Origin of the sequence: Pseudomonas siliginis, assembly GCF_024072275.1 — a bacterium.
Classification (GTDB): Bacteria; Pseudomonadota; Gammaproteobacteria; order Pseudomonadales; family Pseudomonadaceae; genus Aquipseudomonas; species Aquipseudomonas siliginis.
This window is the reverse complement of the sequence record NZ_CP099598.1, coordinates 2,932,907-2,955,948: the sequence shown is the minus strand read 5'-3', so window position 1 is coordinate 2,955,948 and position 23,042 is coordinate 2,932,907. Positions and strand designations below refer to the sequence as shown.

The 23,042-nt window shown below is 59.5% G+C and carries 20 protein-coding genes; 10 read left to right on the top strand and 10 right to left on the bottom strand.

Annotation, left to right across the window (positions count from 1 at the left end; all coding sequences use genetic code 11):
* Positions 1-67 precede the first annotated feature (67 nt).
* Complete coding sequence (gene nhaB / locus NF676_RS13710; RefSeq protein WP_056785902.1) at positions 68-1,570, top strand: sodium/proton antiporter NhaB; 1,503 nt, start codon at positions 68-70, stop codon at positions 1,568-1,570.
* A 159-nt stretch (positions 1,571-1,729) separates the two neighbouring features.
* Here nhaB and NF676_RS13705 read toward each other — a convergent pair whose 3' ends face one another.
* Genes NF676_RS13705 through gnd form a run of 3 tightly spaced genes read right to left on the bottom strand, consistent with a single transcriptional unit; the run spans position 1,730 to position 5,048 of the window.
* Positions 1,730-2,551 carry an HAD family hydrolase gene (locus NF676_RS13705; protein WP_252887924.1) on the bottom strand — a complete coding sequence of 274 codons (822 nt, stop codon included), beginning with the start codon at positions 2,549-2,551 and terminating at the stop codon, positions 1,730-1,732.
* The gene (gene zwf, locus NF676_RS13700) at positions 2,548-4,071 is read right to left on the bottom strand and encodes a glucose-6-phosphate dehydrogenase (protein WP_252887923.1); all 1,524 of its coding nucleotides are present in this window, start codon (positions 4,069-4,071) and stop codon (positions 2,548-2,550) included. Before zwf ends, NF676_RS13705 begins: the two co-directional genes overlap by 4 nt.
* Positions 4,068-5,048 carry a phosphogluconate dehydrogenase (NAD(+)-dependent, decarboxylating) gene (gene gnd / locus NF676_RS13695; protein ID WP_095179978.1) on the bottom strand — a complete coding sequence of 327 codons (981 nt, stop codon included), beginning with the start codon at positions 5,046-5,048 and terminating at the stop codon, positions 4,068-4,070. Before gnd ends, zwf begins: the two co-directional genes overlap by 4 nt.
* Positions 5,049-5,323: 275 nt before the next feature.
* Here gnd and NF676_RS13690 point away from each other — a divergent pair, with 275 nt between their 5' ends.
* The 3 genes from NF676_RS13690 (at position 5,324) to NF676_RS13680 (ending at position 7,845) form a co-directional block, all read left to right on the top strand.
* Positions 5,324-5,506, top strand: coding sequence for a DUF6026 family protein (locus tag NF676_RS13690; protein WP_016774671.1), 183 nt, complete (start codon positions 5,324-5,326; stop codon positions 5,504-5,506).
* Between the two features lie 210 nt (positions 5,507-5,716).
* Positions 5,717-7,459, top strand: coding sequence for a phosphoethanolamine transferase CptA (locus NF676_RS13685; protein WP_252887922.1), 1,743 nt, complete (start codon positions 5,717-5,719; stop codon positions 7,457-7,459).
* Between the two features lie 176 nt (positions 7,460-7,635).
* On the top strand, positions 7,636-7,845 hold the full coding sequence (locus NF676_RS13680; RefSeq protein ID WP_252887921.1) for a hypothetical protein: 210 nt from the start codon (positions 7,636-7,638) through the stop codon (positions 7,843-7,845).
* A 114-nt stretch (positions 7,846-7,959) separates the two neighbouring features.
* Here the strand turns inward: NF676_RS13680 and NF676_RS13675 are convergent, their stop codons facing one another.
* The 3 genes from NF676_RS13675 to zapE all read right to left on the bottom strand — a co-directional run bounded on the left by NF676_RS13675 (position 7,960) and on the right by zapE (position 10,300).
* A complete protein-coding gene (locus NF676_RS13675; RefSeq protein WP_024012903.1) occupies positions 7,960-8,457 on the bottom strand; it encodes a GNAT family N-acetyltransferase in 498 nt (165 codons plus the stop codon).
* 125 nt (positions 8,458-8,582) lie between these two features.
* Entirely contained in the window at positions 8,583-9,164 is a 582-nt protein-coding gene (locus NF676_RS13670) for a DinB family protein (protein ID WP_076563029.1), read from the bottom strand.
* Positions 9,165-9,181: 17 nt separating this feature from the next.
* Positions 9,182-10,300, bottom strand: a complete 1,119-nt coding sequence (zapE, locus tag NF676_RS13665) for a cell division protein ZapE (RefSeq protein WP_252887920.1) — start codon at positions 10,298-10,300, stop codon at positions 9,182-9,184.
* Positions 10,301-10,563: 263 nt separating this feature from the next.
* On the opposite strand from zapE, the gene NF676_RS13660 reads away from it, so the two are divergent.
* Positions 10,564-12,030, top strand: a complete 1,467-nt coding sequence (locus NF676_RS13660; RefSeq protein WP_016774665.1) for a nucleobase:cation symporter-2 family protein — start codon at positions 10,564-10,566, stop codon at positions 12,028-12,030.
* A gap of 66 nt (positions 12,031-12,096) precedes the next feature.
* Positions 12,097-12,570, top strand: a complete 474-nt coding sequence (locus NF676_RS13655; protein ID WP_056785875.1) for an LEA/WHy family protein — start codon at positions 12,097-12,099, stop codon at positions 12,568-12,570.
* 137 nt (positions 12,571-12,707) lie between these two features.
* Here the strand turns inward: NF676_RS13655 and NF676_RS13650 are convergent, their stop codons facing one another.
* A complete protein-coding gene (locus NF676_RS13650) occupies positions 12,708-13,631 on the bottom strand; it encodes a carbon-nitrogen hydrolase family protein (protein WP_252887919.1) in 924 nt (307 codons plus the stop codon).
* Positions 13,632-13,715: 84 nt separating this feature from the next.
* On the opposite strand from NF676_RS13650, the gene NF676_RS13645 reads away from it, so the two are divergent.
* Positions 13,716-14,630, top strand: coding sequence for a LysR family transcriptional regulator (locus NF676_RS13645; RefSeq protein WP_252887918.1), 915 nt, complete (start codon positions 13,716-13,718; stop codon positions 14,628-14,630).
* A gap of 6 nt (positions 14,631-14,636) precedes the next feature.
* Here the strand turns inward: NF676_RS13645 and NF676_RS13640 are convergent, their stop codons facing one another.
* Complete coding sequence (locus tag NF676_RS13640; RefSeq protein ID WP_003224595.1) at positions 14,637-14,891, bottom strand: hypothetical protein; 255 nt, start codon at positions 14,889-14,891, stop codon at positions 14,637-14,639.
* A 154-nt stretch (positions 14,892-15,045) separates the two neighbouring features.
* On the opposite strand from NF676_RS13640, the gene NF676_RS13635 reads away from it, so the two are divergent.
* Positions 15,046-15,363, top strand: a complete 318-nt coding sequence (locus tag NF676_RS13635; RefSeq protein WP_016774661.1) for an ElaB/YgaM/YqjD family protein — start codon at positions 15,046-15,048, stop codon at positions 15,361-15,363.
* Positions 15,364-15,420: 57 nt separating this feature from the next.
* Here the strand turns inward: NF676_RS13635 and NF676_RS13630 are convergent, their stop codons facing one another.
* Complete coding sequence (locus NF676_RS13630) at positions 15,421-16,449, bottom strand: Ldh family oxidoreductase (RefSeq protein WP_252887917.1); 1,029 nt, start codon at positions 16,447-16,449, stop codon at positions 15,421-15,423.
* A 233-nt stretch (positions 16,450-16,682) separates the two neighbouring features.
* Here NF676_RS13630 and NF676_RS13625 point away from each other — a divergent pair, with 233 nt between their 5' ends.
* Entirely contained in the window at positions 16,683-21,530 is a 4,848-nt protein-coding gene (locus NF676_RS13625) for a dermonecrotic toxin domain-containing protein (protein ID WP_252887916.1), read from the top strand.
* Between the two features lie 71 nt (positions 21,531-21,601).
* Here the strand turns inward: NF676_RS13625 and NF676_RS13620 are convergent, their stop codons facing one another.
* Positions 21,602-21,871 (bottom strand): PepSY domain-containing protein, encoded by a 270-nt coding sequence (locus tag NF676_RS13620; protein ID WP_095179971.1) that lies wholly within the window; start codon positions 21,869-21,871, stop codon positions 21,602-21,604.
* 153 nt (positions 21,872-22,024) lie between these two features.
* On the opposite strand from NF676_RS13620, the gene NF676_RS13615 reads away from it, so the two are divergent.
* Positions 22,025-23,026 (top strand): FecR family protein, encoded by a 1,002-nt coding sequence (locus NF676_RS13615; protein WP_150635371.1) that lies wholly within the window; start codon positions 22,025-22,027, stop codon positions 23,024-23,026.
* Positions 23,027-23,042 lie beyond the last annotated feature (16 nt).

Genomic DNA, 23,042 nt, shown 5'->3' with positions numbered 1-23,042 from the left:
TATCGGCGACTTGATCTTCCTTGAAACATCCGGCAACTTTCGCGCTTCTAAATAAAAGGAGCAGCCGATGTCCGGTTCAATCGCCCAGGCGTTCGCGCACAACTTCCTCGGGCAATCGCCACGCTGGTACAAGGCGACCATCGTCGGTTTTCTCATTCTCAACGCCGTGGTGCTGTTCACCGTCGGGCCGGTCGCCGCAGGCTGGTTGCTGGTGATCGAATTCATCTTCACCCTGGCCATGGCCCTCAAGTGTTATCCGTTGATGCCCGGCGGCTTGTTGTTGATTGAAGCGTTGCTGTTGAAGATGACCACGCCGCAAGCGCTTTACGATGAGTTGCTGCACAACTTTCCGGTGATTTTGCTGCTGATGTTCATGGTCGCTGGCATCTACTTCATGAAAGATCTGCTGCTGTTTCTCTTCTCGCGACTGCTGTTGGGCGTGCGTTCGAAAGCAATTCTGGCGCTGATGTTCTGCTTCTTGTCGGCGTTTCTTTCGGCATTTCTTGATGCGTTGACCGTGACAGCGGTGATCATCAGTGCGGCTGTCGGCTTCTACTCGGTGTATCACCGGGTCGCGTCGGGCAACGATCCACGTAAGGACAGCGAGTTCGCTGACGATCAGCATTTACCGTCGCGACACCATGAGGACTTAAATCAATTCCGCGCTTTCCTGCGCAGCCTGTTGATGCACGGCGCGGTCGGCACAGCGCTCGGTGGCGTCTGCACCTTGGTCGGTGAGCCGCAGAACCTATTGATCGGCCATGAAATGGGCTGGCATTTCGGCGAGTTCTTCCAGAAGGTTGCCCCGGTGTCGCTGCCGGTACTGGCGGCGGGTCTGGTCACTTGCGTGCTGCTGGAGAAGCTGCGCTGGTTCGGGTACGGCACACTGCTGCCGGACAACGTCCGCGCCGTGCTGGCCAACTACGCTGCCGAGGACAACGCCAAACGCACGCCTCGTCAGACGGCGGCGCTGCTGGTGCAAGGGGCGGCGGCGCTGATCCTGATTGGTTGCCTGGCGTTTCACCTGGCTGAAGTGGGCCTGATCGGATTGATGGTAATCGTATTGATCACCGCGTTTACCGGGATCACCGACGAGCATCGCCTGGGCAGCGCGTTCAAGGACGCCATGCCGTTTACTGCACTGCTGGTGGTGTTTTTTGCCGTGGTGGCGGTCATTCACGATCAGCATCTGTTCGTCCCACTGATCGAGTGGGTCTTGGCGCTGCCGATGGATCAACAGCCGGGCATGTTGTTCATCGCCAACGGCTTGCTGTCGGCGATCAGTGACAACGTATTCGTTGCGACCATTTACATCACCGAAGTAAAACAGGCTTTTCTGGCCGGACACATGACTCGCGAGCACTTCGAGACATTGGCGATTGCGATCAATACCGGTACCAACCTGCCGAGCGTGGCGACACCTAATGGTCAGGCAGCGTTTCTGTTCCTGCTGACCTCGGCGATCGCGCCGCTGGTGCGGTTGTCATACGGGCGCATGGTGTGGATGGCGGTGCCATATACGGTAGTGATGGGACTGCTGGGCTGGTATGCGGTGAGCTATTGGCTCTAAGCCACACTGAATAAACCTGTGGGTTACCGGGGTTTGCACGCGCCGCGAAAACCTGTGGGAGCGAGCCTGCTCGCGAAGAGGTCGTGTCAGGCAACGAATCTGTTGAATGACACACCGCCTTCGCGAGCAGGCTCGCTCCCACATTGGTTTTTTGTTGTGTCAGTGCGTGAGGATGTATTTCTCGATCGCCAGGACCACGCCGTCTTCAGTGTTTGGCGCTGTAACGACATCAGCCTGGTGCTTCACCGCCTCTTCCGCCTGGCCCATGGCAATCGAAAAGCCAGCGCATTTGAACATCGCCGGGTCGTTGCCGCCGTCGCCGATGACAGCGGTTTGCTCCAGCGGCACGCCGAGGTATTCGGCGATGGTCGTCAATGCCGTGCCTTTGTTGGCCTCAAGCGCCGTAACGTCGAGATACACCGGCTGCGAGCGCGACACTTGCGCCATGCCGTTGACCTTGGGCAGGAGCTGCGCCTCCAGCTCAATCAGCAACTCAGTGTTGTTGCTGGTAGCGACGATCTTGTCGATGCGCTCCAGATACGGTTCAAAACTCTCGACCACCACCGGCGGATAGCCGAGGCCACTCTGTTCACGTGGGACCATCGGCCCGTGCGGGTCCTTGAGCAGCCAGTCGCCGCCGCTGAACACCCAGATTTCCACCTCCGGTTGATCGGCAAACAGTGCCAGTGCGATCAGCGCGGTCGTCGCCGGCAGATAATGCGCGGCCAACAGCGTGCCGTCCGCTTTGACGATGGTGCCACCATTGAACGCCGCTGTCGGCAGATCAACGCCTAGCGCCTCGATCTGCTGCAACATGGCTTTCGGCGGACGGCCGCTGGCGAGGCTGAACAGCACGCCGGCATCGCGCAGCGAGCGCACGGCTTCGATGGTGCGTTGGTTCAGCGTGTGATCCGGCAGCAACAGCGTGCCGTCCATGTCGCTGAGCAAAAAACGTATGGGTTGTATTGGCAAATCACTCATCCCAGGCCATGCCAGACGCGACCATCGCGAGTCAGGAGATCTTCGGCTGCTTGCGGGCCATCTTCGCCGGCCGCGTAGGTCTCGACGCTGGCGTCCTGCTGCCAGGCATCAAGGAAAGGCTGCACCGCTCGCCAACCGTTCTCGATGTTGTCGGCACGCTGGAACAGCGTCTGGTCGCCGGTCAGGCAGTCGTAGATCAAGGTTTCGTAGCCGGTGGAAGGCTGCATCTCGAAGAAATCCTTATACGCAAAACCCAGCTCGATATTGGCCATGTTCAGCGCCGGCCCCGGGCGCTTGGCCAGCAGGTCGAACCACATGCCTTCGTTTGGCTGGATCTGGATGCGCAGGTAAGTCGGTTGCAACTCGTCGACTTCGGTGTCGCGGAACTGGGCGTACGGCGCCGGTTTGAAACAGATGACGATCTCGGTGTCGCGCACGCTCATGCGCTTGCCGGTGCGCAGATAAAACGGCACGCCGACCCAGCGCCAGTTGTCGATCATCACTTTAAGCGCGACGTAGGTTTCCGTGGTGCTGTCGGGCGACACGTTGGCTTCTTCGCGATAACCCTTCAATGGCTGACCATCGCGCTCGCCGGCGCTGTACTGGCCGCGCACCGAGTTGGCCCGGGCTTCTTCCGTCGACCAGGGACGAATCGCCCCGACCACTTTGGCCTTCTCGCCGCGCACCGCGTCAGCACCGAAAGCAGCCGGCGGTTCCATGGCGACCATGGCCAACAGCTGGAACAGGTGATTGGGCACCATGTCACGCAATGCGCCGGTGTGTTCGTAAAAGCTGCCACGGGTTTCCACACCGACGGTTTCCGCCGCGGTGATCTGCACGTGGTCGATGTAATGATTGTTCCAGAACGCTTCGAACAGGCTGTTGGAGAACCGGCTGACCAGAATGTTCTGCACGGTTTCCTTGCCCAGGTAATGGTCGATGCGGTAGATCTGCTTCTCGCTCATGACCTTGAGCAGGCACGCGTTCAAGGCTTCGGCGGTGTGCAGGTCGGAGCCGAACGGCTTCTCGATCACCACCCTTCTGAACGCTTCGGGCGTTTCTTCAAGCAAACCGGCGCTGCCGAGACGGCGTACCACTTCGCTGAAGAAACGCGGCGCGGTGGCCAGGTAGAACACCGCATTGCCGGTGCCGCTGTCGGCGATTTTCGCCGCCAGGGCTGAATAGGTGTTGTCGTCGAGGAAATCGCCCTGGACGTAGCTGATGCCTTTGGCGAGCTTGGCCCACAAGAGCGGATCAAGCATCTGATCGCCCTTGCCGACCTTCGCCGCCACTTCCGTGCGGATGAAGTCTTCGAGCTTTTGCGCGAAGGCTTCATCGGTGATGGCGTTGTGGTCAACGCCGACGATCCGCAGATTTTCGTCGAGCAGGCCGTCGCGACTGAGGTTGTACAGCGCCGGCATGAGCAGGCGCTTGACCAGGTCGCCGTGGGCACCGAACAGGAACAGCGTGGTCGGTGGTGCGGGTTCTGCCTTGGATTTTCTGCGGATCGTACGGGTCATTTTTTCGCGGTCTCCACGTGGCCGCCGAAGCCGAAGCGTTGTGCCGACAGGATCTTGTCACCAAAGGTGCCCTGCCCGCGCGAGCGGTAACGGGAGAACAGCGAGTTGGACAGCACCGGTACCGGCACCGCTTGCTCCATGGCCGCTTCAATGGTCCATTGGCCTTCGCCGCTGTCAGCCACGGAACCGGAGAAACCGTCGAGCTTCGGATCGCTGGCCAGCGCATCGGCAGTCAGGTCCAGCAACCACGACGAAACCACGCTGCCGCGACGCCAGACTTCAGCGATATCGGCCACGTTCAGATCAAATCGCTGATCTTCCGGCAGGCGTTCGCTGGATTTGGTCTTGAGAATGTCAAAGCCCTCGGCGAACGCGGCCATCATGCCGTACTCGATGCCGTTGTGAATCATCTTCACGAAGTGCCCGGCGCCGGCGGGACCGGCGTGGATGTAGCCATGCTCGGCGCGGTGGTCATCGGACTTGCGATCCTTGGTGCGCGGAATGTCGCCCATGCCCGGTGCCAGTGCGGCGAACAGCGGATCGAGACGCTGCACGGTTTCGGCATCGCCACCGATCATCATGCAATAACCGCGTTCCAGGCCCCAGACGCCGCCGGAGGTGCCGACGTCGATGTAGTGCAGGCCCTTGTCGTTCAGGGTTTTGGCCCGGCGAATGTCATCCTTATAGTTGGTGTTGCCGCCGTCGATGATGGTATCGCCGGGTTCGAGCAGTTCGCTCAGGGTGTTGATGGTGTCTTCGGTCGGTGCGCCCGCCGGCAGCATGACCCAGACCGCGCGCGGCTTGTCGAGGCCGGCAACCAGTGCTGGCAAGTCGGCGACGCCGGTGGAGCCCTCGGCGACCAGGTTATCGATGAAAGCGGTATTGCGGTCGTAAACAACGGTGGTGTGCCCGTTGAGCATCAGACGTCGCGCAATATTGCCGCCCATGCGGCCCAGTCCAATAATCCCGAGTTGCATGTGCTGATGCTCCTTACTACAAATAAATGTGTGTCATTGGTTATAGCCCAACGCGACTGATGGAGGTTAGTCCAGAGCGTTGCGATGAAGTTTCCGGGCATTGTGCCCGATCCAGAGTGATAACGCCCCGAATCCTGCCGAAGACACACCGACCATGAAAAATAAAAAAGTTCCCTTCCAGGGCAAAAGAAATCAAAATTGGCGCCGATAGTAAGTCAAGCGCCTCAAAACGAGGAGTGACTTACAGTTGATGCACGCCATTTGCGAGGTGAGCAATGGGCACAGTACATACAGCAATGCCGCCACAAACCCTCTACGTTACGATCCGTCGCGATGAATTGCGCCAGTTGAAAGACGAGCGCGACCAGTTGAAGCACGAATTGGCGCAATTGCGCGCATTGACCCAGGGCTCGCAGCCGCAACCGCGTCCGGTTGTGCAGCGCGCACCCCACGCCTGATCCCCGCCTGCTTCGGGAACGGCCCTCGTCGTTCCCGACACGTTGCACCTCTGACCGCTTGATACACACCAACAGCGGCGCTTAACAAATCTTTCACAAGCCCTTGGGGATACTCCGCCCCATTCTGGCCGTACCTGCGCGTGCGGCCTCTGTTCGTCGGTGTCATGGAAGCGTTCCGGCGTGGGTCTGATGATTGAGCTGGAGCGCTGAATGACATTGTTCAAACGCAGCAAAACGACTGCGACCGGTTTCGACTGGGCCGGATTCATCTGGTTGTTCGTCTTCTTCTGGTACTTCTCGGGTATCACCCAACTGCTGATCCAACTGACCGGCACGTCCGGTTTCACGGGATTTCGTCAGGCATTCGTGATGAGCGCGCTGTGGCTGGCGCCGATGCTGCTGCTCCCCAAACAGACGCGTCTGCTTGCGGCGGTCATTGGCGTGGTGCTGTGGGCCTGCTCGATGGCCAGCCTGGGTTACTTCTTCATTTATCAGCAGGAATTCTCGCAGAGCGTCATCTTCATCATGTTCGAGTCGAACGTGTCGGAAGCCGGCGAGTACATGACCCAGTATTTCGCCTGGTGGATGATCCCGGCGTTCCTCGCCCATACCGCGTTCGCCTACTTTCTGTGGACGCGCCTGCGCCCGGTGTACATGCCCCGTGGTCGCGCACTGGTTGCAGCCACCGCAATCGTGATCGCCGTCGCCGGCTACCCGCTGATCAAACAAACCATGCGCATGGGCAATTTCGCTGAAGGCTTCGAGAAATTCGAAACCCGCATCGAGCCCGCCGTGCCGTGGCAGATGGCCGTGGCATATCACCGCTATCTGGAAACGCTGGGGGACATGCAAGGCATGCTCGACAGTGCCAGCAAGATCGCGCCGCTGAAAAACCTCAAGGACGCCTCGGCCGGTCAGCCGGCGACGCTGGTGCTGGTCATCGGTGAATCGACCAACCGCCAGCGCATGAGCCTCTACGGATATCCGCGCAACACCACGCCGGAACTGGACAAGCTCAAGGATCAACTGGCGATCTTCGACAACGTCATCACCCCGCGCCCTTACACCATCGAAGCGCTGCAGCAAGTGCTGACCTTCGCCGATGAGCAGAAGCCGGATCTGTACCTGTCGACGCCATCGCTGGTCAGCGTGATGAAACAGGCCGGTTACAAGACCTTCTGGATCACCAACCAGCAGACCATGACCAAGCGCAACACCATGCTCACGACCTTCTCCGAACAGGCTGACGAGCAGGTGTACCTGAACAACAACCGCAACCAGAACTCGGCGCAATACGATGGCGACGTCATCGAGCCGTTCAACAAGGCGCTGGCCGATGCGGCGCCGCGCAAGCTGATCGTCGTGCATCTGCTCGGCACGCACATGAGCTATCAGTACCGTTATCCGCCGACGTTCGACAAGTTCAAGGATCGCCAAGGCGTTCCGGCTGGCGTGCGTGACGATCAGGTACCGACTTACAACAGCTATGACAATGCCGTGCTGTACAACGACTTCGTAGTCTCGAGCCTGATCAAGGACTACGCCAAGACCGACCCGAATGGCTTCCTGCTGTACCTGTCCGACCACGGTGAAGATGTCTTCGACTCCGCCGGCCACGGCACGCTGGGCCGCAACGAAAACAAACCGACCGCGCCGATGTACACCATCCCGTTCATGGCCTGGGCCTCGCCGAAGTGGAAGGAAAACCACGACTGGAACTTCGCCGGCGACCTCAGCCGCCCTTACAGCAGCTCGCAACTCATTCACACCTGGGCGGATCTGGCCGGGTTGAGTTCCGATGAACTGGATCGCAGCAAAAGCCTGGTCAGCGACAGCTTTGTACCGCGCAAGCTGTTGATTGGCGACCCGTACCAGGCACCGCGGCGGGCGTTGATTGACTTCAGTTTGATGAAGCCAAAGCACCCGGATCCGGCGGAAGTCGCGCAGAAGTAAAACGATAAAGGGCCGAGAAGGCCCTTTTTTGTGCCCATCGACCGCGGTGCTTCTGTAATACGCCGCAATATTTGCGCTGAACCAGCGTTAACCCATCGTTAATGGCCGCGCCGCAGACTTCTTTCGCGGTCTGCTTCACGGACGAACCGACTCCCACTTGTTCAGTAGGAGGCACCATGAAAACCACCACTATCATCCTCACCACCTTGCTCGCCCTCGGCTCCACCAGCGCCTTCGCTGAAGGCGGTGCCGAACGTATGCGTTATTACTACGACAATTTCCCGGTCCAGCACGCGCAAAGCGAGCAAAAGGCCGACTCCAGTGCGAAAGAAATTCGCGTCCCTGCTGACCAGACGGCGCAGGTGACCGACTCTTATCGCGACTGAGCTTTACCGAGCAACCGATGAACCTTCCGTGGCTCCGCTCTGGCCCGGGAGATGACAGTTAGGCGCCCTCATTGGGGCGCCTTTTTTATGTTGGTGATTTGCGGTGAGGAGCCTTCAGGCCTGCAAGTCCTTTATCCAGAACAGCATCCGCCCGTGATCTGGATTGAACATCCCCGGTGCAAAGCCGAATTTGCGATATGAACCCTGCGCCACCGCATTGCCTTCCAGCACTTCCAGGGTGATCTTGCAGCAGCCGCGCTGACGGGCGATCTCTTCTACCTTCTGCAGCATCTTCTGACTGAGCCCCAGGCCGCGAAATTTGCCGACCACGGCGACGTCGTGAACGTTGACCAGCGGTTTGCAGGCGAAAGTGGAGAAGCCTTCAAAACAGTTGACCAGCCCCGCCGGTTCGCCGCCGACGAAGGCCAGCACGCTGAAGGCATGCGGGCGGCGGGCGAGTTCTTCGGGCAGGCGTTGCAGCAGTTCGGGCGCGATCGGATGACCGCCGCCCATGGGATCTTCGGCGTAGTGGTTGAGCACGATGCCGATGGCTTCGGCGTGCACCGGGTTGCTGTAGCTGGCCTGAAGTACGAGTATTTCTGCGGAATCCATTTCCATCCCCGATAAGCAAAAAGCCCCGGCGCGCAAGGTGCTAGCTGAAAGGCCTGGGGACATTAGCTTGGGTTTGAATGGGCGGGCAATCGGAAATTTGAAGATCAGGCTGCGATCTGTTGCGCTCAGTGGCCCCAGATGAGCTCTTCGGTCCAGCCCAGTTCGGCGAAGTCTTCGGCGCGCAATGCGCTTTCGCCGACACAGAAAAATTCATCCAGTTGCGGTGGCTTGACCGTAGTGCCGCTGAGCATGGCGTGCACCTGGCCACGATGATGGAGCTGGTGCTCGAACAGGTGCGAGAGCATGCGCAGGCGGCTGTCATGTTGCGGTTCGTCGCGAGCGATAGTGACGATTCTTGGCAGATCGGCATCGCGCAGTTGCTCGCAATAGGCGATCAGCCGGCGATCGACGCGGGCCTGCTCTGCACGCAGCGCCGCAGCCTCGGTAAACGGCTCGTCTGCATTGAAGAAAACATAGCAATCCGGGTGCGGCTCGTCCCCGCGCAATTCGCGCTCCAGCGCATCAACGTAGAACCAGTCGCAGGTGAGGATGTGATTGAGCGTGAGGCGGATGCTGGGGAAGAAGCTCACCCGTGGCGCCGCCAGTTCAGTGGTGTCGAGCTGGCTCCAGGCCTTGGCCAGGCGGTGATTGGCCCAGGCATTCTGATAGGCCATGGTCAGCAAATGATGGGACAGCGGTTGACTCATGTCGGCGCCCTCTTCTTTCAGGCTTCAGCGAAGCGCTGCAATTGCATCTCCCGCAAACGGCTGAGGGTGCGGCGGAACGGGAATTCCAGATAGCCCTCGGTGTACAGCGCCTCCATCGGAACGCTTGCCTCGACGTACAGCGGCACCTTGCGGTCGTAGCATTCGTCGACCAGCGCGATAAAGCGGCGAACGCCATCGTCGTGCACCGATAACTGTGGCAGTTCCCGGTCGCCGGCGACCACGCGCTCAGCGCCGTCTTCGGTACCGCGCGCAATGCGTCCCTCACGCTTCTGTGCGCTGAGGTTCGGTACTTCGCTCAACAGAATAGCCCGGTAGCGATCACACAGGGCAATGAAGTCCATGGCGGCGAAAGGTTGCTCGCACAAATCGCTGTAGCGGCACCACAGCACGGATTCGCTGGCTCGCACCACGTTGAGTGTGCGGTGGCCCACGGCGACTGGCTCATCGCTGACAGCCTCATCTGCAGCCAGCGAGTTGAACACGGCACCCAGTGCGCTCGGCGAATCGGTCGCGCTGACAAAATAGCGCTGTTCGATCGCTCCGGGATGCAAGCGATGATCCTCGGCGCCATTCACCGCCACCACTGTCATGTGTGCCTTGATCGCCGCAATCGCCGGCGTGAAACGGTCGCGGTTGAAGCCGTCCGCGTACAGATCGTCCGGTGGCAGGTTGGACGTGCAAACGATCACCACGCCTTCGTCAAACATCACTTGAAACAGCCGGCCGAGAATGATCGCGTCGCCGATGTCATTGACGAACAGTTCATCGAAGCACAGCACGCGCACTTCGCCGGCCAGCTCTTTGGCCAAAGCGCGCAATGGATCGGCGATGCCACTGAGTTGAAACGAACGCTGATGCACCCAGCCCATGAAGTGATGAAAGTGCTGACGCCGCGCCGGCACGCGCAGGCTCTGATAGAACTGATCCATCAGCCAGGTCTTGCCACGACCGACCGGCCCCCACAGGTACACGCCGCTGACCGAACGGGCACCGGCGTGCAAGGCTTCATGGCATTTTTGCAAGGCCCAGACCGCGTGTTCCTGGGCTTCATCCTGGATGAAACCCTTGTGGTCGACTGCGTATTGCCAGGCACTGAGGGGGGAGTCGAAAGTCATGCGCGGGAGTATGCCACGGGCGATTGGCCATTGCTGATTAACGGGCGTGGACGATCATTGTGGGAGCGAGCCTGCTCGCGAAGGCGGCTCGTCAGTCACCGAGATGCAGACTGAGCCACCGCTTTCGCGAGCAGGCTCGCTCCCACATAGGCAGTAAAACCTGACCTTTCAGGCAGTTATTGCTCGTTGCCCTCGCCGCCCTCTTCCGGCATTCTGCGCACCCATTTTCTGACCCGGCCCCGCCTTGCGGCGCGCACATCACCATGACCGCCTCTGACAAAACCCCGCGCAACAACGACCTGATCTACGGCCTCAACGACCGTCCGCACCTGACCGCCACGGTGTTCGCCGCGTTGCAGCACGTGCTGGCCAGTTTCGTCGGCATCATCACCCCGACCCTGATCATGGGTGGCGCCCTCGGTCTGCACAGTGAAATCCCCTACCTGATCAGCATGGCGCTGTTCGTCTCCGGCCTTGGCACCTTTGTCCAGGCCAAGCGCTTCGGTCCGGTCGGTTCCGGTCTGCTGTGTCTGCAAGGCACCAGTTTTTCCTTTATCAGTGTGATCCTCAGCGCCGGGTTCATGGTCAAGGCGCGCGGCGGTGGCACTGACGAAATCCTCTCGACGATCTTCGGCGTGTGCTTCTTCGCTGCGTTCATTGAAGTGGTGCTCAGCCAGTTCATCGGCAAGCTGCGCATGCTGATCACCCCGGTAGTCACCGGCACGATCATCACGCTGATGGGTCTGTCGCTGATCAAAGTGGCGATGACCGACATCGCCGGCGGCTTCGGCGCGCCTGACTTGGGCGCAGCCAGTCACGTATTTCTGGCGGCGCTGGTGATCGGTACCATCGTAGTGCTGAACCGTGTCGACGTGCCGTTTCTGCGCCTGGGCGCGATCGTCATCGGCCTGACCCTTGGCTACGTGGTGGCCTGGCTGATGGGCACGGTGGATTTCGCTTCGATGCCCGAAGTGCCGCTGGTCAGCGTGCCGGTGCCGTTCAAGTACGGCTTCAACTTCGATTGGGTGGCATTCGTGCCGGTGGCGGTGATTTTCCTCGTGTCGCCGCTGGAAGCGGCCGGTGACCTGACCGCCAACTCGATGATCTCCCGGCAACCGGTGAAAGGCCCGTTGTACATCCGCCGGATCAAATCCGGCCTGCTCGCCGATGGTCTCAACTCGGCCATGGCGGCAGTGTTCAACAGCATGCCGATGGTGACGTTTGCGCAGAACAACGGTGTGATCCAGTTAACCGGCGTGGCCAGCCGCTACGTGGCGTTTTTCATCGCCGGGCTGCTGGTGTTGCTCGGTTTGTTCCCGATGATCGGCGCAGTGCTGCAACTGATGCCGAAACCGGTGCTGGGTGGCGCTGAACTGGTGATGTTCGGCACCGTCGCCGTGGCCGGGATCAAGATCCTCGCCGAGGCCGGCCTGCATCGACGCAACATGCTGATCGTGGCGATCTCGCTGGGCATGGGCCTGGGCATCGCGGCGGTGCCGGAAGTCCTGCGCGAACTGCCGCAAGCGCTGCGCAACATCTTCGAATCGCCAATCACTGTCGGTGCGTTGTGCGCTATCGTGCTGAACATCTTCCTGCCGGAAGAATTCATCGAGCTGGAAGAAGATGATTTCGACCCGGAAGCGTCGATTCTGCAGGTCATGGAAAACCCCGACGTCGCCGCCAAAGGTGAACCCGGCCAAGCGGCGGCTGTCGCACAGTTGAACCGCTGACGTCACGCCTCGAAAAAAAGGGCTGCACCGGCGACGGTTCAGCCCTTTTTTTGTCGAGAGATTTTTATGCGCCGCGTCCACGCTGTCATCCTGTCGCTTGTGCTGTTGTCGCTCAGCGCCTGCGCACTGTTTCCCAACCGCGATCCGGTGAACATCAACGTGGTCGGCCTCGAACCGTTACCCAGCCAGGAACTGGAAGTACGCTTCGCGATCAAGCTGCGCGTACAGAACCCCAATGAAACGGCGATCGATTACAACGGCATCGCCCTGGATCTGGAGGTCAATGGTCATTCGCTGGCTTCGGGTGTGAGCGATCAGAGCGGCTCGATCCCGCGTTTCTCTGAAGCCATTGTCACGGTGCCGGTCAGCGTCTCGGCGTTCTCGGTGCTGCGCCAGACGTTGGGCCTGAGCCAGACGCAAAGCCTCGATAACCTGCCCTACGTGCTGCGCGGCAAACTGGCGGGCGGGTTGTTCGGCACGATGCGCTTTACCGACAGCGGCAAGTTGAGCCTGCCCAAGGCGAGTGCGGCGACGTGGTAAAAAGTTTTCTGATCGGGCACCGATCCCTGTGGGAGCTGGCTTGCCAGCGATAGCGGTGCATCTGCCAAAAAGATGTCGACTGACATGGCCCCATCGCTGGCAAGCCAGCTCCCACAGGTTCAAAACAAGTTTCAAGGTCAGGAGTTGAACCGCACCCCCGGCTTCGCGCGTTCATCAACGGTCAACTCGAAGACATCCGGCCGCGCGTAGTGGCCGACCACATCGTAGTCGTACCGCGCGCGGATCAGTTCATCGGTGTCGATTTGCGCCGTAAGCAAGCCCGCTTCCCCGTGCAACGGCCCCGCCAGCACATCGCCCATCGGCCCGACAATCACGCTGCCACCGGCGATCAACGGCCGATCACCCGGCCAATTGGCAATCTCCACACCCAAATCATTCGGCGAGGCCTGCACCTGACAGGCGCTGACCACAAAGCAGCGGCCTTCGTGGGCGATGTGGCGCATGCTGACCTGCCACATCTCGCGCTCGTCCACGGTCGGCGCGCACCAGACCTCAACGCCTTTGGCATACATCGCCGTGCGCAGCAGCGGCATCATGTTTTCCCAGCAGACCACCGCGCCAAGTTTGCCGACCTGGGTGTCGAACACCGGCAGCGTCGAGCCATCACCCTTGCCCCAGATCAGTCGCTCGGTGCCGGTGGGCATCAGCTTGCGGTGTTTGCCGAGCAGCCCGGCCTGCGGGTCGAAATACAGCACCGTGCAATACAACGTGCTGCCAGCGCGCTCGATCACGCCGATCACCAGATTGGCCCCGGTACGCGCTGACAATCCGGCCAGCGCGTCGGTTTCGGCGCCGGGCACATCGATGGCGTTGGCAAAATACCGCGCGAACGCCTCACGCCCCTCGGGCAGTCGGTAGCCCAATTGGGTGCCGAAGCCCTCGCCTTTCGGGTAGCCACCGAGCAAGGCTTCCGGCATCACCACCAACGCGGCGCCGGATTCGCGGATTGCGTCTTCCCAAGCAAGGATCTGTTCAAGGGTTTCGCCTTTGCCGCCGGGCAAGGCACCGATCTGCAACGCCGCCACTATGGATTTGGCCATCGTGTTTACTCCTTCAGGTTCAGGTGTTGCCGATTCTCCGGCGTCACGCGATCATGAATAAAGCCCTGCCGACTGCTGAATGATATGAACCAAATGAATATCGCCGACATTGACCTCAACCTGCTGAAAGTCTTCGAAGCACTGCACGATGAATCCAGTGCCAGTCGCGCCGCCCTGCGCCTGGGCGTAACGCAATCGGCAGTCAGCGCGGCATTGCGCCGCTTGCGTGAGGTGTATGGCGATCAGTTGTTCGTGCGCACCGGGCGCGGACTGGCGCCGACCCTGCAAGCCAATCAGCTGAAACCGGTGATCAGCGATGCGCTCAACAAATGCCGGCAAAGTCTGGCCATGCTTGATCCGGCGGCCAATCAATACGAAGGACGTTCGGTGGCGATCGGTCTGTCAGATGATTTTGAAATTGCTTACGGGCGCCGCTTGATCGAGGAAATCGCCCGCCATGCGCCGAAGCTGCGGTTGATATTTCGCCAGACCCACAGCCAGATCGTTGCCCGCGCGCTGATGGAACGCAGCATCGACCTGGCGATCACTGCCGGCGGATTTTCCGAGCGCCTGCTCAGTCGTCAGGTGTTGGGGGAAGGCGGCTATGCGTGTCTGGTCGACCCGGCCAGTCTCGCGCCAGGCCAACAGCAGATCGCGTTGCAGGAGTTCGTTGAACGCGAGCACATTCTGGTGTCGTCGGGGGGCTTTATCGGTATCACCGATGAGGGATTGGCGGCAGTGGGCTTGAGCCGGCGAGTCTGCGCGTCGACCACGCATTTCGCCGCGCTGCCCTTCCTGCTCAAGGGCAGTCAGGCGGTGGCGACCATCCCGGCCCATGCCGCCGCAAGCATCGCGACGCTGAGCGGGCTGGCGTTGCTGCCCTGCCCTCTGGCTTTACCGCGCTATCCGGTGGAACTGGGCTGGCGCACCAGCACGCAGATCGATCCGGTGCTGGTCAAGGTTCGCGAGGCGATTGCCACCACGTTCAGCCAGGCGTGAAGCGGATTATTTGTTCGCCGCCATCAGGCGATTGACTTCACTGCGCACCATGTTGGCGAACTCCGGCGGCGACATGCCGTCCAGCTCGGCGCGGACCCACTCGGCCCATTTGCCCTTGCGCTTGGAGCGCTCCCCAAACAAGCGCGCGGCTTCGCCTTTGGCTTTGCCCAGATTGTTCTGCCAGAGTTCGAACAGACGGGATTTCTCGTCTTCCAGCGCTGCGCGCTCTGCGAGGGATTTGTCGGCCAGATTGAAACTCATGGGGATTTATCCTGCTGCGTAAAATGGCGACATCTTACACGCTCGATGGAAATCTCCGGTGCAGGTTTTTCCCTTCTCCACGAATGACATGCAACTTTTCGCCTGCCGTTACACTCCATTGGTCACTGTCCATTCACCTGCAAGGAGTCACCCAATGGCCCGTAAAACCGCCTCGCAAGCTGCCGAAGAGCAAATCAAGGATCAAGCTTTCAGCGAGCTTCAGGCTCTGATCGAAGAATCGGACAAACTGCTCAAGAGCAGCGCTTCACTGGTCGGCGAAGAAGCAGAAACGCTGCGTGCACAAATCGCCCAGAAACTGCAGCTGGCACTGGATTCGGTGTCCAGCGTGCGCGACCGCACCAAACCCGCTGTTGAAGCCACCGAGAACTACATCGGTGGCCACCCATGGCAAACCGTGGCGATTTCCGCCGGTTTCGGCCTGGTGGTGGGCCTGCTGCTCGGCCGTCGCTGAGTTCCAGCGCCACAAAAAAAGCGAGCCTTCCGGTTCGCTTTTTTTATGCCTGCACGCTCACTCCCCCGCCAACTCCCGCAACTGCCCCAGCGTCTGCTCATCCAGCTCAATTCCCTGGGCCAGTGATCGGCCTCGCTGCAAATGCCGTCGATCCCCCGGCAGGCGCTTGAGACCGACCCCGTGCATCTGCCGTACCAGTTCCTCGCTGCGCTGGGCGAAGCTCTGCCCCGCCGCTTTGCTCGGATCGATGACGATCAACAGCTGGCCGGTCCACGGGGTTTTCGCGCCGGGATGGTTGGACCAGTCAAACTCGAATGAGAAATTGCCGCCGGTCAATGCCGCCGCCAGCAACTCGACCATCATCGACAGCGCCGAGCCTTTATGGCCGCCAAACGGCAACAAGGCGCCGCCTTCGAGAATCGCTTTGGGGTCCTGGGTTGGCTGGCCGAGGCTGTCGACACCCATGCCGGCCGGGAGTTTTTCACCCTTGCGCGCTGCGATCTGCACATCGCCATGAGCGATGGCGCTGGTGGCAAGATCGAACACAATCGGCGCGGCGTTGGCCCTTGGCGCGGCGAACGCAATCGGATTGGTACCGAACAATGGCCGATCAGCGCCATGGGGCACCACGCAGGTCATGCTGTTGACCACGCTCAGCGCCACCAGACCTTCGTCGGCGAAGGGCTCGACATCCGGCCACAAAGCGGCGAAATGATGCGAGTTGCGAATTGCCAGGACTGCGATCCCGGCATGACGCGCCTTCTCGATCAGCAAGGGTCGGGCCGCTGCCAACGCTGGCTGGGCAAAACCGTTGCCAGCGTCAACCCGGACAAACCCCGACGCGACATCTTCAACCTGTGGCACGGCATGGCCATTGACCCAACCGCTTTTCAGCGTCGAGACATAACCGGGGATGCGAAACACGCCATGACTGTGAGCGCCGTCGCGTTCGGCGTTGGCGCAGTTGACGGCGAGTACCCGTGCGACTTCGCTGGAGGTGCCGTGGCGCAGAAAAATCGTTTCAAGCAGTTGCGTCAGTGCTTCGAGGGACACTGTGGACGAGCCATGATCGTGTGGCGCAGACATCTGAAGCTCCAGAATGATTATTGGAGGGAACAACAGCGTACGGTCGATTTTGCCCACCGATTAACCCTGTCCGAGCTGCCAGCTGTCAACCCTTCGATTCATTGCCATCGGTTGGCGCGCCCTGATGCACATTTTGATCTCGGTACGTGCGGTAACTGTCTACCGCAAGTGCTCCACTCTGCGCATTTACTGTTGAGTTCCAGCCCAATGGCGCCCTGTTCAGAGTTGCAATGATGTCCATCCCGACTGCCCCGCTGTTGTTTCCAGTGATATTTGATTCACCCGGCCTGCACGCTGACCTCGGTCCGGCACACGGTCTCAACAGCAAAGACTTCGACTGGCTTGCACATGCGCAACTCGCTACGCAATCGCTGCGCAACAAGCAAACACCGCCAATGCTGGCCGAACGCATCCTGCTCAACGCCGACAAGCAACTGGCCGTGCCGCTGGCAGGCAGCTTCATACTCAGCGCAGGGCCGGATGACAACGGCGTGTTTCTCTATACGCCCTACGATGGCCTGAAAAAATTCGCTGACCGGCAAGCCCTGACTGATGCCCTGCAGAAACGCCTCGACAACGCCAGGGAAAACGATGATCTGCTGGCTTTCCTCTCGGTTTCATTGCGCAAGGAACTGGTGGAAAAACGCAGTATCACCCTGACCTGCGAAACCATCGAAGGTGATGTGTTCGAGGACCAGCAATTGGCAATCGGCGACTCTCTGGAGAGGTGCGCCCGTGACTTGCTGGACGAACTCAAACGCCTGCCATCCCTTGCAACGCTGCTGGAAAAGATTCTCGACGAACTGCTCGAAGCGCATTTTGGCGCCGTGCAACAGTCGCTTACCCGGGTCGGTTTCTATTCGGTGACTTCTTCGGATGGGAAACAGTGGGTCGACTCGCTGTCGCTGACCGAAGCGCTGTTGGTGCACTTTCACCGTCAGGGCTGGCCCCACGGTCAGCTCGTAGAGTTTACCCATCCTGGTCGTTCGGTACGCGAAGACGATCAGTCTGCCTGGACCAATGCGATCAAGTCGGCGTCGGGAAAACTGACCATGCTGTTGTTTCGACAGCTTGAGGTGTTTTGGAACGGCGCTTCATTCGAAGGCTCGCCCAGACGTACTTTCTTCAGCCAGACGGTGCAGGATCAGGCGCGCGCGGATCTGATGATCAAGCGCGAAACGCAGATCCTCACCGCCAGCGAGTTCGACGCCCTGCACAGCCTGGTACGTGAGCCAACCGTTGCGGTACGGCGGCCAACGTTCGAAACCGTGTGCCTGAGCGAAGAAACAGCCTGTGTCGAGCTGGCCGGCTCGCTGATGATCAATCACGACAAGGCTTATCTCTATACGCCCAGCCAGGGCCTGCAGGTACTCGCCGACTACGCGGATCTCAAACAGACACTGACCGCGAAAATGCGGGCTGCCGGACACGAAGACGAACTCTACGGGCTGATGAATCTGCAAGAGCGCAATCGTTACCTTGGCTTCGCTAACGCGCAGGTATCCGGGGAAAACATTGGCGGTGAGATCATGACCACGCTGTTCGAGGCCATCATCACCAAGCAACGTCAGAACGTTGAATTCGTTCTGCAGCGTTTTCGTCAGAGCGAGCGCACCACTGACATCCATGCGCTCTTCGACAAGGCGTTGGATATCCGCTCAATGATTCATGAACGGCTGCTCAAGCTCGACGTCAATCAGCGCTGGAGTACCCGACCGTTGTTTACCAGTACACCGCCATCGTCACTCGTGCAGGCAGACAAGGCTGCGCAGCAGGCGGCACTTCTGGGGCGGACGCTGGATAATCTGACCAGCCACTTCAAAGACCAGCCGACCGCGCACGCCGCAGAACAGCGCGTCTTTCTCGAAGGCATTCTGTGGAAACTGGCCCAGGCATTCGAAGACGGCCTGCGTGGTGAGGCGTACCTGCGCAGCCTCAGCGGGTCATGGCTGGAGGCGGAACGAAAGATCGTCGACACCGTGTTCGATTCCAGGCACCCGACACGCAGGGACCGCCAGTCACTCAATGGTTTTCGCCCCGATGCCTGGTCACTGACCCTCATCGGAACCGAGCCCAACGCTGCGCTGCCGCTCGCTCACTGTGTGCTGCTGACCGAGCGCGGCGGCATGGACGTGAAACATTCCGGGCGCGCCATCCTCTGGACACCGGCCCTGGGCCTGGAGCTGTTTGACGACATCGCCAATGCGCAAAAGCAATTGCAACAACGACTGGACGACAACAATCAGAGCCACACGCTGCTGGAAAATCTGCCAAAGGCGCAACACAGACTGGACCAGCAATACACCCTGGGCGAGTTTCAATTGATTAATGGCAGTGTCTCCCGAGACCGCATGCAATCTGCCATTGAACAGTTCCTGGCAGAATGTGAACTGCTGCGAGTTTGCATCAAGGAGCCAAAGACATTGGCGAGCTTCCTTGATGAAATGAAGAATGCTGTCATCGATACCAACCTGCGACGCGCGATCGATCTTGCACGAACCCTTTCGCGTCATCTGGATTACCCCGACTGGTTGCGTATGGCCTCGGCGACGGAGCAACGCACGCAACTCGCGCTGCTGGATGAACTGCGGCATGCGTTCATCGATGGCAAGGATTTCCTCGATGAGGTCCCGGCGCTGGCCACTCATATCGAGCAGACCCTCAAAACCCTGCTCGATGCCCGCTTTCCAGGCAACGAGCTCAAGCCACAGGACATCCGGATCACCCCCAATCTGATATTGGCCGGCCCTGCCTGCAACTTGCTGGAATTTGCCTTGCATCACCACAACGTCGTGCAGGGCAGCGGTTTCAAAGTCGCCTCGACAACGGCCACAGCCTTACCAAAAGAGTTTGCCCAGGCCGCGGTACGGCAATTACTGCAATCTCTTGATGTTGCTACCACCTACACCGCGAAAGTCACCGAAGCGCTGTCAGCCGACAGCCCGTCTGCTCGCACCAGCAAAGAACGGTTTTTGCGCCAGTTGCCTTGGCAATTGATGCAACACGCCCACTCGATGAAATTGCAGCAACAGCTCTCGGATACCGGCTATGACTACATTTGCCAGGTCCTCGACATGCCGGACGCGATAGCGCGCGCTGCGGTCGAGGGCGCTCATGCCATCGCTTGTCCCCTATCGCTGATCAAGACCCCAGGCGCTGATTGCGTCGACACACTCGGTTTGTATGTCTTCGGTCCGGGCGCAGGGCAAACAGGCCCCCGGATCCTCTATGCGCCTTACTCCAGGTATGTGTTTCGCGAATTCGAAAACGAAGCGCAGCTGATCGAGGCACTGAATACCCCCGGGCACTTCCAGGATTTGATCATCCGGCGTCTGCCTGAAGCTCAGCAGGCGATATTCAAGAGCCTGTTGAAAACAACGATCGGCAAAGACAGTGAAATCACTCTTCATGGCGCGCCCATCAATGGCAACGTGCTCGAGCGGTTTCACCAGGACACTCTGCGTCTTCTGCCGCAACTGTTGCGCAGCCAGCCACAGATCAATGGCCAAGCGGATTGGGAAGCGGTGAAGTTTCTGTTCAGTCACGGCGTGCGCCTGGTGCCACATTTGCTACCGGGCAAACTCGCGTCCGGTTTTTTTCTGTGGCGAAGCTACCAGGACTTCAAGGCGTCCGCCGAAGGCCTTCAGGATCACCACTGGGCAAATGCCCTGAAAAGCTTCATCGCAGGGGCGATTACCCTCTTCAGCCTGGGACGTCTGTCATGGGAAAGCGAGGCAGACACGGCCGGCTCCGAATTCGCCGCAGAGGCGCAAGCACCTGCGGGTACAGCCACAACGGTGCAAGTCGCCTCTCGCTGGGCAAAGGTGTCGCCCGTCACGCCCGCTCGGATTGATTTGCAGCCCTTTGAAAGCAGTACGGCGCTGGAATCCCTCAAGCTTGATGCCAATAAGCTGGTCTATGGGGATTCGTCAACGACGCAAAAATACGCCGCCATTGCCGGCAAGGTGTATCCGGCAGTCCAGCTCGAAAAAAACTGGTATTTGCGCAAAAAAGACGGCAGTCAGGGGCCGGCACTCGAAGAGAAAAATGCCCGTCTGGTTGTTGCAAGCGCCAGCCAGCCGGTTCATCGCTGCCGATCAAAACGTCGTGACCCTGCTCAACATGAAGTCGAGGAAAACCGCTCAATAGAAATGTATATCCAGGCCAGAGGCATGGCCCAGATCCACCGTCGCTATCCGGCCAGGGCGTTCGTGATACAGCAAGCCGTAAACCGTGCAAGAGAATACGCAGTCAACTGCCTGCATAACTACGTTACACAGCGCAGCCATCCTGCGGGCACACGGCTGGAGACGGTTTTGAAGGAGTTCTTCGAGGTGCATGAGGTAACGCCCTTGCTGCTCACAAAACTCGAGAAAGTGATAATTCCTGTCTGCCAGGAATTGACGAACCCAAAAGATGATTTGCTCTACACCGAGCGCTTCTTTACTGGTCTGAATGGGCCTGGCAGCGCCAATACCGTTGCTTTCGTTTTCAAACAGGACAAACAAAAAATAATTCATCTCACCGAGGTTTTTTTCAATCCCAGAATGGACAAATACACCGCCCATCTGCCTCCTCGATTCAATGTTGATTCACACGCACGCGCGGTAACGATTATCCATGAACTCTCGCATCTGGTTTGCGACAGCGAAGATCTGGTGACGGTCCAGGCCATGGGGCCTTATCTCGACCTTATCGACACGACGACGGCAGAGGGGCAAGCGGCCAAGGACTCGCTTGAACGTTATCGCAGGTTATTGTCGCGCTACGGCAATCTCTCGCACCTGTTTGCGGTGAAATCCGATAACCACGTCTGGACCGATCTGGACAAAATGCCGACGCATGCCGCGGATTACCTGAAAATCCTCAGCCTTACCAAAACCACAAACCTTGCAGACGCGCGCCGAGCGTTTCGCAGTCCTGTTTCAGCAGATGCGCGGGTCGACGTGATGCTCGCCAACGCCGACTCGATCGCCCTGCTCATCAGCGAACTGGGGCGCCAGCTCGACCCGCTTCCCGCGCCCATACCGCTATCGGCGACGGTTGCAGATCAGGCGGGATCCTCGCAAGCGCTGGCGTGACGACAAAAAAAATGCGCCGGCGTAACGCCAGCGCATTGCTCATGACCAGAGTCAAAAGTGATTACGGTCGGTTAGTCCTTCTGTTCGCGCAGCACATTGCCCGAGGCGCCGTCGATGCGGAACTCGTAGGCGGTGCCATCGGCCTTGCGCCCTTTGCCTTCCCAGTAGCCATCATTATCGGCGCCGATCTCATAGACTTCGACATAGCCGGCTTTGGTCTTGGCGACCTCGATGGCTTTTTCGATGGTGATCCAGCCTGCGCCGGGCTTGTCCGCCAGAGCGGCACCGGCACCGAGCAAACCAGCAGTGGCGATCAGGGCTGCGAATGTCTTTTTGATCATTTTTTCACTCCATTTATGGATAGTAGGCAGTTGCTTCCTGTTTTTTTGGGCGCCACAGGGAAAAATAAGTTCCACGTTGATGGGTAAATGCCATGACGGATGTTCTCGGCAGCCTGCCGGCGAGGTTAGAATGAGCGAAATCAGGACGAGTCAATGACCCAAGACACTCTCTCGGAAGCCGAATACGATGCGATCACCGATGCCGCCGCGCACTGGTGCATGCGTCTGCACGCCGCTGACTGCACGGACGAGGAGCGTCGCGCATTTGAGACCTGGCACGCTGCACATCCTTTGCATGCCTTCGAATACGAAGCCATGCAAGAGATCTGGGAAGTCGCCGGAGATCTGCCTCGAACCGAGCCCGAGGCACTCGCCGCGCAGCGCAAGCCTTCGCGTTCGTGGCGCAAGTTCGCGGTCATTGCTGGCGCCTGCGCCCTCGCCTTGCCACTCGCGGCTTACAGCGGCTGGAGTCTGGGCTGGGTGCCTGACAGTTATCAGCATTACGCCGCCACCGACAGTGTGCGTCAGATCACCCTGAGTGACGGCAGCCAGCTCGAACTCAACCTGCACACGGACCTGAGCTTCAGCAATTACAAACATGAACGTCGCGTCACCCTGAACAAGGGCGAGGCGTTTTTTAATGTCAGCCATGACGCGTCTCATCCGTTCGTGGTTCGCGCCGGCGACGGCAAGATCCGCGTGACCGGTACGCGGTTCAATGTGTGGATGTACGAAGATCAGGTGCGGGTCAATCTGATCGAAGGTTCGGTGCTGGTCAGCAGCAATCGCGACTTGCCTGGCGACGGTCTGCGCCTCAGTCCCTCGATGCAGGCGCGCTACCGGCATGGCGATTACGCGCCGCAAATCAGTCAGACCTACCCTGGCGATACTTCGCTGGCCTGGCGCAGCGGCCGTTTGGTGCTCGACAACCTCGCGCTGCACGACGCCCTGCCGCTGATCAACCGTTACCTCGACAAGCCGTTGATGCTGGCCGACACCAGTACCGGCGCGATCCGCGTGGGCGGCGTCTACAACATCAAAGAGATGAACCACCTCGCCAACAGCCTGCCGAAAGTGCTGCCGGTCTATTTGACGCGCAACAAGGAAGGCAACCCGGTAATCAATTCGATGCCGCAACGCCCGCCGAAAAGCTGAAGGCCGCGTCCCTTGC